The sequence below is a fragment of the Candidatus Magnetaquicoccus inordinatus genome (genome assembly GCF_004217665.1).
Taxonomy (GTDB): domain Bacteria; phylum Pseudomonadota; class Magnetococcia; order Magnetococcales; family Magnetaquicoccaceae; genus Magnetaquicoccus; species Magnetaquicoccus inordinatus.
Map to the genome: position 1 here is coordinate 1 of NZ_RXIU01000110.1, position 12150 is coordinate 12150.

General features: G+C 52.2%; 10 protein-coding genes and 1 tRNA gene. 5 read left to right on the forward strand and 6 right to left on the reverse strand.

Annotation, left to right across the window (positions count from 1 at the left end; all coding sequences use genetic code 11):
* Positions 1 to 63: 63 nt before the first annotated feature.
* Both EJP87_RS09345 and EJP87_RS09350 read right to left on the reverse strand, forming a co-directional pair.
* Positions 64 to 795: a hypothetical protein gene (locus tag EJP87_RS09345; protein WP_130471601.1), complete on the reverse strand. Its 732-nt coding sequence runs from the start codon at positions 793 to 795 to the stop codon at positions 64 to 66.
* An 8-nt stretch (positions 796 to 803) separates the two neighbouring features.
* A complete protein-coding gene (locus tag EJP87_RS09350) occupies positions 804 to 1076 on the reverse strand; it encodes a hypothetical protein (RefSeq protein ID WP_130471602.1) in 273 nt (90 codons plus the stop codon).
* Positions 1077 to 1252: 176 nt separating this feature from the next.
* On the opposite strand from EJP87_RS09350, the gene hemW reads away from it, so the two are divergent.
* Positions 1253 to 2443 carry a radical SAM family heme chaperone HemW gene (hemW, locus tag EJP87_RS09355; protein ID WP_130471603.1) on the forward strand — a complete coding sequence of 397 codons (1191 nt, stop codon included), beginning with the start codon at positions 1253 to 1255 and terminating at the stop codon, positions 2441 to 2443.
* A 20-nt stretch (positions 2444 to 2463) separates the two neighbouring features.
* Here the strand turns inward: hemW and EJP87_RS09360 are convergent, their stop codons facing one another.
* Positions 2464 to 3798, reverse strand: a complete 1335-nt coding sequence (locus EJP87_RS09360; protein WP_130471604.1) for a M16 family metallopeptidase — start codon at positions 3796 to 3798, stop codon at positions 2464 to 2466.
* Positions 3799 to 4286: 488 nt separating this feature from the next.
* Positions 4287 to 4360, reverse strand: a tRNA-Gly gene (locus EJP87_RS09365).
* A gap of 56 nt (positions 4361 to 4416) precedes the next feature.
* Between EJP87_RS09365 and EJP87_RS09370 the strand changes: the two genes are divergently transcribed.
* A complete protein-coding gene (locus tag EJP87_RS09370; protein WP_130471605.1) occupies positions 4417 to 5025 on the forward strand; it encodes a hypothetical protein in 609 nt (202 codons plus the stop codon).
* Between the two features lie 22 nt (positions 5026 to 5047).
* On the opposite strand, the gene EJP87_RS09375 is transcribed toward EJP87_RS09370, so the two are convergent.
* The gene (locus EJP87_RS09375; RefSeq protein WP_130471606.1) at positions 5048 to 5554 is read right to left on the reverse strand and encodes a chemotaxis protein CheX; all 507 of its coding nucleotides are present in this window, start codon (positions 5552 to 5554) and stop codon (positions 5048 to 5050) included.
* A 249-nt stretch (positions 5555 to 5803) separates the two neighbouring features.
* Positions 5804 to 8176: a methyl-accepting chemotaxis protein gene (locus EJP87_RS09380; RefSeq protein ID WP_193771265.1), complete on the reverse strand. Its 2373-nt coding sequence runs from the start codon at positions 8174 to 8176 to the stop codon at positions 5804 to 5806.
* Positions 8177 to 8562: 386 nt separating this feature from the next.
* Between EJP87_RS09380 and EJP87_RS09385 the strand changes: the two genes are divergently transcribed.
* The 3 genes from EJP87_RS09385 to hpnE all read left to right on the forward strand — a co-directional run.
* The gene (locus tag EJP87_RS09385) at positions 8563 to 10455 is read left to right on the forward strand and encodes a diguanylate cyclase (RefSeq protein ID WP_130471608.1); all 1893 of its coding nucleotides are present in this window, start codon (positions 8563 to 8565) and stop codon (positions 10453 to 10455) included.
* A gap of 7 nt (positions 10456 to 10462) precedes the next feature.
* Positions 10463 to 11044 (forward strand): hypothetical protein, encoded by a 582-nt coding sequence (locus EJP87_RS09390; protein ID WP_130471609.1) that lies wholly within the window; start codon positions 10463 to 10465, stop codon positions 11042 to 11044.
* Between the two features lie 53 nt (positions 11045 to 11097).
* A partial coding sequence (hpnE, locus tag EJP87_RS09395; protein ID WP_227657553.1) for a hydroxysqualene dehydroxylase HpnE occupies positions 11098 to 12150 on the forward strand: 1053 nt, incomplete at its 3' end.

Consider the following 12150-nt stretch of genomic DNA (forward strand, 5'->3'; position numbering starts at 1 on the left):
ATTTCTCACTTGCACACCACACTTTCCACGAATCAAACGATCTTGGATTGGATGGTTGCGACTCTAAAGTTCAGTTGGTTGAGTCAACACATCAAAATGGACTGTTGTATCCATTGCTGTCGCCGAACGAGCTGCTTTTTCCTGTATCTCCTGCACCAGCAGTTGACCAGTAAATGTTTTGTTGCCAGACACGGTTTGGGTTGACGATAATGAGACAGCACCAAGTGCATTGATCTGTGTGCTGGTTAGTCCGGCCAATGCCGCGGTCGGAAGCGCTGCCATTTGCGTGGCCGTGATTCCTTGCAGGGCAGTTGTAGTGAGCGCACCCATCTGGGCCGAGGTCAGACCGCTGAGGGCAGCCAATGGCAGCGCCGCAACCTGTGCAGCACTCAAACCCTGCAGAGCAACTGTGGTCAAGGCGGCAATATGGATTGAGCCGAGTTCGGCCACCTGTGTTGTGGTCAGCGCATTGTGTTGTGTAGAGGTGATTGCCAGAATGTTGCTATGGGTTAATCCAGCCACTTGTGCCGTAGTCAAGGCAGAGACAGCAGCGGAGGGCAAGCTGGTCATGGCATTGATGCGGGCATCAGCCAAGGTGTTGATGGCAGTCGCGGTGAGTCCGGCCACTTGTGTCGTGGTCAAAGCAGAGACAGCAGCGGAGGGCAAGCTGGCCATGGCATTGATGCGGGCATCAGCAATTGCTGCCACCTGCCCCGAGCTTAAGCCCTCTCCACCGCTGCCAGCACTTGCCAAACGCAAACCATGCGCTAATGGATCATATTGAACGGAGCTCATGGATCACCTCACGCATAGTTCAGTTGGGTATGATTGGCCCATACCTGGTCAAACTTTGCCTCGCCATTGGCAAACAAGGTGACCACCGTATCATCGTTGCCAATCGTGGTGCGTTGAATCAACCACACAGCATCCTGTTCGTTACTGCCAGGAAAGGCATAACCCTGATAAATAAGTTGTCCATTGCCGGTGGTCGATTGGCTGACGCGCAGGGTCACAAAGAGCATGCCATCCAATGTGGTAGGAAGTTTACGTGTTTGGAAATCTTTTTTATTATACATGTTTATTCCCGATCGTTGAGTGTGAGATCTGTCTGTTGACACTGGAAAGAGCGCTTATCTATGGCCAACAGAGTGCAAACGACGTATAGTGTAGCTGAGTTTTTATAAATAACTAATATGAAGTATTTCAGCAGAAATTGCGCCTTGTGAATGACTTCAGCGGAAATATATGCAAAATGAATGAGAATAATTATGTACTGCCGGCGCTGACACTGTATATTCATATTCCTTTTTGTCAGCAAAAATGTCCCTATTGTGATTTTCGTTCGGAGGTGTTACAGCCGTGGCCAGAGGAGGAGTATGTGCTTGCAGTACAAAAGGAATTATTTTGGCGTCGCCAGCAATTGGCCGAAGATCGGCGCCCCTTGCAAGCCATATTTTTTGGTGGGGGAACCCCTTCGCTGCTGGCACCCCGTTATATCGAAGCGCTGTTGTCTTGTGTGTACAGCTTATGGCCTGTGGCCGAAGGATGCGAAATCACCCTGGAAGCCAACCCTGAATCGGCTGGTTTGGAAAAGATGCGTGCCTGGCGTCAACTGGGAATCACGCGGCTCAGTCTGGGGATTCAGGCATTGGATGAGCAGCGTCTGACCTGGTTGCAGCGCCCCCACAATGTGGCGACTGCCCGCCAGGCCATTGCGCATGCCCAACAGGTTGCCTTTCCTGCAGTGAGTATAGATTTAATCTATGCCACGCCGGAGCAAACCGTTGCCGCTTGGCAACGAGAGCTTGACGAAGCGATGGGTTGGGGCCTGCAGCATCTCTCTTGTTATACGTTGACCGTGGAGAAGGGAACCCCGCTATACAGAGGTTTGCAGCAGGCGCTTTGGGCACCAGTTGGTGAAGAGAGAGAGGAGCAACTGTTTGTGCAGACTCGTGCACAACTGGCTGCAGGGGGTTGGCCAGGATATGAGATCAGCAACTATGCCCGGGAGGGAATGCGTTGCCGACACAATTGCAACTATTGGGCGTATGGAGACTATCTTGGTGTGGGTACTGCCGCCCATGGCAAATGGAGTCGTGTGGATGGAGGCAGAGAGCGCACGCAAAATCCTCCTACGGTGGCAGGCTATCTTGCGGCCATGGCAGGCGACCCTGTACAAGAGGCCGCGCATCCTTTTTGGCAAACCCAGTTGCTCACAGCAGAGGAGGTGGGCCAAGAGATCATTCTTTTGGGATTGCGCTATAGTGAGGGGGTCAATCGTGCTCTCTACCGGCAGGTGACTGGCCTGGATCTGCTGCACAGGCAGAGTGTGCCTTTGTCACATTGGCGTGAGGCCGGATGGATTGCGTGGGATACCGAACGGGTATATCTGACAGAAGCGGGATTGTTGCGCGCGGATGCCCTGATTTCGCGGTTGTGTTGAAGTTATCTCCCGGGCATCTGCTATTTTATTGCCTGCAAAAGTGCCATTTTTTTGCGTGCATGCGGACCGACCAAAACCAGAACCCGGTTGCTTGGGTGTAACAGCGTTTTGGCAACCTGAGGCAGTTGTTCGGGAGTTACTTGCTCAATACGTTGCCATGCCTCTGGCAGGGATTCCATGGTATCAAACAGTCGATCGGAGACATAGCGCTCGAGCAATTCAGAGGGGCGATCCAGAGTGGTCATCAGGTTGGCATGCCAGCGCGTCATCAGGCGTTGCCACTCTTCCGCATCCGGCGGAGAGTCTATCAGGCGTTGCAACTGTTCCAAAAGCGCCGCATAAACAATGGGCAAATTTTCCAACGAGACTGTTGCCCCTACCTCCAACACTCCTGTATCCGAGTGGCCGGTCAACGAAGACCAAACATCATACACCAAGCCGCGTTGTTCACGCAGCGAAGCATGCAGACGCGAAGAAAAGCCGTCGTCCAACAGGCGACGCAGGGCAGCAACATGATAGAAAAACGCATCCTGATAGCCGCCGCAGCGAAAAAACAGGTTTAACGTAAACTGTGAAATTTGATCGTCGGCGGCTATCCAATGTGGACCAGGGCGCATGGGCGAGGGAGGCAGTTGGTTTTGTCGGCTGCCGACGGGCAGCGCTCCCAGGCAGCGTTCTGTCAATTGGACAGCCTGTGCATGCTCTACGGGGCCGCAGAAGGCGACGGCCATGTTTGCTCCGCAATAATGGCGCTGCAAATAGGCACGCAACGCTGCATTATCGATCTCTTTTATGCTTTCTCGTGTCCCCAAAACCGAGCGTGCCAATGGATGATCCGGCCACAAATAACATCCGGCCAAGGTGACTGGGTTGATGTTTTCGCCCTTTTCATTTTCATCCTCGCGCATCTCTTCCAGGATCACCTGCCGTTCGGTTTCGATGCCAGCCAGAAGCGGTTGGGTAAACATCTCACAAAATAGTGTGAAACCGTTGCTGAGATAACGGGGCGGTAGAGTGATCCAATAGGCATTGCTCTCCTGACCCGTAGCGGCATTCATATCGGCAGCCATCGATTCCAAACGGGCGTGCAACGCGGTTGGATCGGGGATGGAGTGTGTGCCCTTGAAGAGCATATGTTCCAGAAAATGGGCAATACCGGTCTGATCTTCTGCTTCATAGCGGCTTCCAGCACGGACAACCAGGGTCACGCCCACTTCATGCAGCCAAGGCATAGGGAAGGTAGCGACCAGCAAACCATTGGCCAAGGTGGTCAGTTGGTATGCGGGATCTGGGATGGGTGGATCCATGAAAGATTGGTCTGTCGAAAACATCGTTTTACCAGGTAAATAATTCATCTCAATCCCTCAGTATATCCCAAAATTATGCGTTTGTCCTGCAACAATCAGCAGCCGCCATTAAACTGCTTTTTTGTCTGTGTATTTGATTTTATGTATCTATAATGATTGACAATTTTCTATAATAAACCGATTGACTGCCTTGATGGGAAAGACAAAGAGGCATTGTCTGTTTTCTGTAATGGTTTTGCCAAGAGATGGCTGTGTCACCATAAATTGCTCCATTTGCGCGCAGATGCTATGGTCAAAAAGGGAACATTCTTGGCCAATATACAACTCTGACGATTGCAGCAGAAGAATAGTTCCAGATGCTTGGGTAGAGAGTTCCTGGACCTGATTGCAAAAAATGTGTTGCAATATCGGCAGCGGCATACCACGATCGACATGGGTAGTGTCAAGCAGAGACCATGTTGTGTCTGCAAACCAGCAATGAGTCCTGCCGCGTTGGCAGAGGGAGTTGCAATAGGTGCGCAGTGCGGAGAGGAGAGTGGAGCGGGCGAGGGGAATCGAACCCCCGCCTTAAGCTTGGGAAGCTTAGGCCCTGCCATTAGACGACGCCCGCCGAGCGTTGACTCCCCCATTCTAGCGAAATTCTTATCCAGGTCAATAGTCGGTTGTATGGAGCACACAGAGAGCAATAATGGCGCATGGATCACCTTGCATCTGCCTGGATATACCCCAGAGAGCTTCTCTGCGCATGTCCTGCGTCTGGAACATCTTTTCCGTCTGAATCCTTTTCTGCGGCTCGATTGTTGGCAGGAAGATGGGGGAGCGCTGGTTGATGGATGGTGCGTCCGTATGCACTTTTTGAACGAGATGAATGGAATAGAGGCATCACGACAATTGACTTGGCACCCCTTGCCAAGGGGCTGGTGGCTGGAATATGACAGCGGCTGGAAAAAAACCGTGCAATTGACCTGGGAACCTTATAGCCCATCCGCAATCACTATGACTCTCCAGGAGTTTTACCATCCCCTGCCTGAGGGCGATGCGCCACCATTTGCGCTGCAGGAGATTGACCACAGCCTGTTTGCTTGGGGCAAGGCCATACGACGTGATCTGTTATGGCGCCGTCGCTTTGGTTGGGTGCCACTGCTCAATCGCTATCTCGATTGGTTGCCCACTCTGGCGCCCGCTCCCCGACGTATTACCCGTTTGTTGGTGTGGAGCAGCTTTTTGGAGCTGTTGCTGTTCTGCCTTCTGCTCTGGTTTTTGCCTGGCGTCTGAAAAATCCAGGATCCTGAGCAGGCTAAATATTATAAAAAACCTCCACAAAAAAGGGTCCATGCAGAGTACGAAAATAACATTTGGTGCTTTCCAGCGCCTTGGTATAGTCAACAGTCAGATTGACTCCCGTGACCACCTTGGGTGGGGTGAGATAAATTGCATCACTAATCCGCTCCTTGACTGCTCCGGCGATAATATTTGCCAACTCTCCCAACGCATCCCGTGCTGTTGCATCAAAACTCTCCAGCGTTTCTCCTGAAAAGGAGATCGCCAAACCAAGCGCGGTGTGCATCGGTGCCGATAAATGTACCCCACCCTCCATTGTGCCACTTAAGCCAACTATCGCAGTCACCTCCGCCTGCGGCGGTTGATACTCTTGTCCCTCAGAGGTGATGATGGCCGGCCCGACTTTCAACTCAATGTCGGTTGTAAAAAATGCGATAATGGTTTCATCAATCGCGCTGCGAATGACAGTTGCCAAATCCAGCTTTGATAAACGAGAGGGGGAGGAAACGGTCGGAACAGGCATGATATTCTCCACAAATCCGATTAACTTGATGGTGCCCTGCAGGGCACGGCATGACTTGATTGTATAAGCAGCAATTAGTTTGCCAAGTTGATTTTTACTATATTAATTAAATAGTAACCTGACCAATTTGCCAGACAGAAACCACAACGCTTCCGCAACCCCCTCTCTTGTGCTGTAAAAGATCATAGTGGAAAATATTTTTTTACACTTTACACCCAAGTGTAAAAATTTTTTTAGACACGCATCTGCCTATTCCAACTGCCATCCCTCTTGGGCGTGCCGTAACGATTGACTGCTGCCATGCAAGGCATCCATTAATCGGCTGGATTGGTTGACCGATGCGGTTAAGGAATCAATATGCTGCATCGTTTGCAGCATCATCTTCTGCACCTCCGCAGAGGCTGCAAAAATCTCTCCTGCCGCATGACGCATCGATTCCACTTTGTTACGCGCCATGGCACTGTTATCCGCTACCTGGCCGGCATGCCCTGCCATGACTACTGCCGCTTGGGCAATCTCTTCGGTGCCTTTGGCGGCTTCGTGTGCCCGATGGGCCACCTCTTGAGAGGCATGACCCAACTCACTGGCGCTACGGGTGACCTCTTGCGACGAGTTGGCCACTTGTCCCATCGCTTGATTGATCTCCTCCACAGCCAAACACTGGTGATCAACCGCAACACCGATGGCATGGGTGCCTGTGCCAATTTGTTGAATTAAATCACCAACCTCGCGCGTCGCTTCCACCACTTGTTGGGTCTTTTCCCGGATGGTGCTGGTCTTCTCCCCAATCGCGCGCGTGGCATCCCCCGTCTGCCGTGCCAACTCCCGGACTTCGGCGGCTACCACCGCAAAGCCTTTACCGCTTTCACCCGCCCTGGCCGCCTCAATCGCTGCATTGATCGCCAACATGCTGGTCTGTTCGGCAATGGAGTGAATCAACTTGACCACATCGCCAATTTCATCTGTGGAACGTTTCAATGCATCAATAATCATCAATGTGTTGTGGGATGATTTGGAAGCATGTGCAGAGACCGTTTCCGCCAAGTCGCATTGGGTACGAATATCCTGTGATAATTGATCCAAAGAACGCACACTGTCCGCTACCCGGTTGACCTCTACAGCAACCCGTCCCAAATGATCATTGACCCCTGATAAGCTGGCAGTCATCTCTTCGGCTGCAGCAGCCATGGCCCCGACATTTTTGCTGGCATGTTCCGTGGCAGCCGCACTCTCTTTGATGTCGTGGGCTGATACCTGAGCCGTTTGAAAGACCCGATCCACCCGTTCGGCAGCCAGATCAATATCCTGCTTTAATTGCTGTAGTTCATTATCCAGGCGCACATTTTCTACCACTACATTCTGGGCCAAAGTATGCGTGGCTTGCGCCTCCTGATCGAGATTGCGACGCAATATGACCAATTCATCGGCAACTCCCACCAATGAATCAGCTTCGTTTTGTACCGTTTTCAGATTGCTGCTCATCGCCTCAGCCATTCTGTTGATGCCTTCGGCAATGGTGCTTAATTCATCACGACCTTTACCCAAAACAATGCGACCGGTCAGATCTCCTTCACGCAGTTTATGCAAACCATCCAATATTCCTTGGACAGTAATCCCAACCACCTTCATGCCACGGGTAATGATCAATAACAGGCTGCCCACCACAAGACAGGTAGCCAGCAAAAAGCTCCAAAAGGCCCGGGTTGCCTGTTTTTCCAGTGCCGAAGCCAGCTCTCCCAGATCGTGTGCCAGACGATCTTCCAAATCTTTCATCAGGTTGATCCGCACAGTTGCCGTCTGAAACCACTGCCCGGCATCTATCCCAAAGCCACCTGTGCCAGCACGGGCAAATACCTGTTTGCGAATGCGTGTCACCTCTCCTTCCGCCGCAGAGGAGAGCCACTCCTTGAGCAGAGTCAGTTGTTCTGCAGTAATCAACTCTTGTAAAATGGCAAAATAGATGCCCTGACCGCCGACCAGTTGGGAATATTTTTGTAACTGTTCGGGATCAAAACGATCTGCGGTAAATACCGCCATCATCAAAGCCCTCTCCTGTCCTGCCAACTCTTTGCCAGCGACCAGATAGCCATAGGACAGGGTACGCGCTGTCAACTCCACATCCCGCGCATGTTTGGGCAATTCGGCAATCATGCTCAACAAGGTGCCCAATTGTGTGGTGTAACGTCCCACCAACTCCTTCGCAGCAGAGGAACTGTGATCTACATCCCGGCGCACCTGCTGCAACTGTTCAGCAACAGCCGCAGAACGCTCCACACTGCTCTGCAAAATGGGATTGAACTGCTTCCACATGCCTTTTTCAAACCAGCTCTGCCATGCCTGCCGGGCCAGATCCGTTTTTCCTCTCTGTGTCTCCAACTCTGCCTGAAAACGCTTGCGTCCACTGGAGATATAACCAGAGCTTAAACCACGCTCCTTCTGCCCTTCATGCACCCAACTGCCTGTCAATACCACCAACTGGGCAAGTTCGGTGTGCATCGCTGCTTCTTGGGCCTGGAGATGTTTTCCAGAGGTCATTTGGCCACTTAAGCCCACCAATACCAATAAGGTGCTCACCAGTAGCAGCATAACCTTGAAACGTAATCCCAGTCTGGCACTGTTCATAACCGCTCCCTCAACCTCTCCCGGTGGCAATGGTGTGTTACCGATGCGCTTGCGCATATTTGCACTTTGTCACTGTATATACAATTCAACAATATGTAAAGGAATGTAACGCTGACGAACATTTCTGAAAGTACTCGAAATGATTATTGATAATTTTATTATTCATCGGGATCCTCAGCGCACACCTCTCTGGTGTCATTGCTTGGCAAGCAATAAAACCTGTACAGCAAAAATCATGCACATTTTGTTCGCAATACTCTCGGGGCATCGGTATTTCCATTGTATACGGTAACAGAATCTTTCATACTGCTGTTGGTGTCGGTGCGGTTTTTGCGAGATAGGATGTCTCTCTCCATTTATGTGCGCGTGACGGGTATTCTGACCTTATGAATCTGCAATCCAAAACCACTCTCTTGACCGCCTTTCTGTCGCTGGCCATGGTTGTCTTGATTACCTTGGGTAGCCTTTTCTTCTTTCGACAATTTTCTCTCTATACCGCTTCCGAACATGTCCGTTCGGTTGCTGAGGTGGTGCGGGTCAGTCTGACGGAATCGATGATCAATAATGTGATTCGCGACCGACAACAGTTTATGCGCCGCTTGACCGATGTGCCGGGCCTGCTGATGGTGCGGGTGGTACGGGGTCCAGCGGTTGACAAACAGTTTGGTGTCGGTCTGGCCATGGAGCAGGCTGCCGATGAAATCGAACGCCAAGTTTTGGCTACTGGTCAATCCGATTTTCGTATCGCTGGTGAGAGCAACTCGCCAGTCTTTCGCGGTACAGTCGCCTTTGTCGCCCGCCTTGAGGGGGAACCAAACTGTCTCAGTTGCCATCAGGTGACAGATGGCACGGTCTTGGGTGCGGTCACTATCGAACTCTCTCTGGCAGATATGCAAAACAAAGCGCTTACCACCATTGCTATCATGATCGGGGTGATGGCGGTATTTGGAGTCATCTTCACCCTTTTGTTTCGTTGGCAATTGTCGCGCATGGTGCGCACTGCCCGTGGTGTGCAAAAGGTGGTAGCCCATGCCCGGGGCGGTGATTTTTCCGGTCGCCTGGAGTATCACGGCGCCGATGAAATTGGACAAATTGCCTCAGATCTCAACAGTTTGATGGGACATCTGCAACGGGATCTGGGAACAATCAACCGCGATATTGCCCGTCTGCTCAACTATGAGCTGCAAGGCAACACCAATATGATCACCACCACGACCGAAATGGTGGAGGTGTTGCTGGAAGTTGCTCAGTTCAAACAGGCTGTGGAAGAGGACCATTCGGTGCAGGATGTCTACATGCGCATCGGTCGCGTGTTGATGGATCAATTCTGGATCCAACATTTTTCCATTTATGAGGCCACCCCCAGCACCAATCATATGCGTCCGGTGTTGGTGGATGGTGAAAATATTGCGGAGTGTCGCTGGTGTCTCGATCGGGTCTTGGTGCGTGCCGATGCGTGTCGGGCACAACGTACCGGACATATTGTGCACTCCTTCCAGGATGCCTATATCTGCCCCTGTTTTGCGCGTGAACAAGCCGGTACAGGGGTCGGGCATCTCTGTATTCCGATCATCCATTCCGGGGTGGTCGGTAATGTGGTGCAAATCGTCGTCGAACAGCATCATGGCCATCTGTATCAGGTCTTGTTGCCTTTTATCCAGGTCTTTCTCAGAGAGTCTGCTTCAACCGTCGAGGCAAAACGTCTGCTCGATACCTTGCGTGAATCCTCCCTGCGCGATCCTTTAACCACTCTGCACAACCGCCGTTTCCTGGAAGAGTATGTGGTGACTCTGGATTCCACCACCAAACGTGGAAAAACCCAGTTGGCTGTGTTGGTGTTGGATTTGGACCATTTCAAAGAGGTCAACGATACCTGGGGCCATGAAGCAGGAGATAATGTCCTCAAAGCCTTTGCCAAAATTCTCCACTCCCAAGTGGTACGTAGTTCCGACCTGGTTATTCGTTTTGGTGGGGAGGAGTTTTTGGTCATTTTGCAAGGCAATGATGCCGCAGTGGGTGCGGCCATGGCCGAACGTATTCGTGCTGCCGTGGAAAATCTGCGCATTCCCACCAATGGCGTGGTGTTGCGCCGTACCGTCTCTATCGGTGTGGCCTGCTTCCCCGACGATGGCGACAGCATCAACGATGTGATTAAACGTGCCGATCTCGCTCTCTATCAAGCAAAAGAGAGTGGACGTAACCGAGTTGTTGTCTATCAAGCGGAAGAGCTCAAAGAGATCCATTCCGCTTCGTTCTCCTCTCCAGAGAAAAAAGAATAAAACCATCATGTTTCCAGATAAGCCCTCCCTTACTCTCTATGATCCTCTCGGACATCTGCTTGGGGCCGGTGATGGTTGTTTTACCTACTCTTTCACAGATGCCGTCAAGTTGGCTGGTCATGCCTGCCCAACCGTAGCCGGGGCCTTTTTGTTGGCCAAAATGGCTGCAGAAGCTCTCTTTCCCGAAACCATTCCGGTCAGAGGAGATATGCGCGTGACTCTGCCCGGTCCGGTTGGGCAGGGCGTCAACGGTCCAATCAGCCAAATCTTTACCCTTTTGACCGGGGCGGCGGCACAAAATGGTTTTCACGGTTTGGCCGGTCAATATGTGCGGAGTGGTTTAATGCACTTTGCCAGTCTGCCCTCAGCCGATCCCTTTCATTTTGAACGCATCAGTACCGGCCAATCCGTTGCCTTGTTCTATTCTCCCGAAGCTTTTCCACCCGCCCCCGCCATGGGCCAACTGCTACCTCTGGTGCTCTCCCGGCAGGCCTCTGTCGTGCAACAGGAGCAGTTCCAACAACTGTGGCGGCAACGAGTATTGGCAATTTTGGCCGATGAAGGTCGTTCAACCATCCGCACCGCTTAATGTATAACCGCTCTTCTGCGGAGTCTCTGCACAGTACCTCCTTTGCAGAGCCTTTGATTCTGGGAGCAGGTGTAGCCGGATTGGCTGCCGCTTTGCGCTTGATTGATGCCGGATTGCGTCCTGTGCTTCTCGAAGCGGCTCCAGAGCCCGGTGGTCGTGCACGCTCCTATTGGGATTCCCAACTCGACGAAGAGTTGGATCATGGACCACACCTTTTGCTGGGAGCCTATACCCATACCCTGAAACTGTTGGAACGTCTGGGATGCCGTCACCTTCTGTGCTCTCCCAAACATCCTGAATTGGCCTTTTGGGATGCGCAGTGGGGTCATTATCGCCTCTCGACAGCGCAGTGGCCTGCCCCATGGCATCTGCTCTCTCTCCTGTTCTCTTTACCTGGTTTGTCATTGCCTGATCGCCTGCCGGTATGGCGTCTGCGCGCTGCTCTGCGCGACCCGCTGGAACGTTGGGAAAATGAGAGCGTTACCCAATGGTTGCTGCGCCATCAGCAAAGCCAACGCCTCTGTCAACGGCTATGGTATCCTTTGTGTCTGGCAACTCTCAACGAACCGGCTGCCTCGGCCAATGCCGCTCTGTTTGCCTCTGTGCTGCAAAAGCTGTTGTTTGGTGGCAGCCAAGCCATGTTACCTATGCTGCCTGCCGTTCCCTTGTCACAGTTGTTGGCAGGCCCGGCCGTGCAAGCTATCCAACAGGCTGGTGGCAAAGTCATTTGTCGCTGTCGGGTGCGCCATCTGGAGTTTTCTGGCGCCGCACTGCAAGCGGTACATACCGACCAAGGCTCTTGGTCTGCACCGAAAGCGGTCATCGCTGCTTTGCCCCATGGTGCCTTGCGGCGTCTGTTGCCACAGTGCCCTCAACAACAACAGCTCACAGCTTTGCAAAGCGCACCGATTGTCTCCATTCATCTGCGTTATCCGCATACTCTCTTTTTGCCCGCACCGCTGCTGGGTGTGCCCACGCTGACCAGCCAATGGTTGCTGGATCGCAACCTTGTTGCTGGTCACTCTTCCCCTGACAGAGAGGGTCGTGTGAGCGCTGTGTTGAGTGGGGCCTATCGAGAGTGCCATTATTCTGCCGAGCAGTTGATC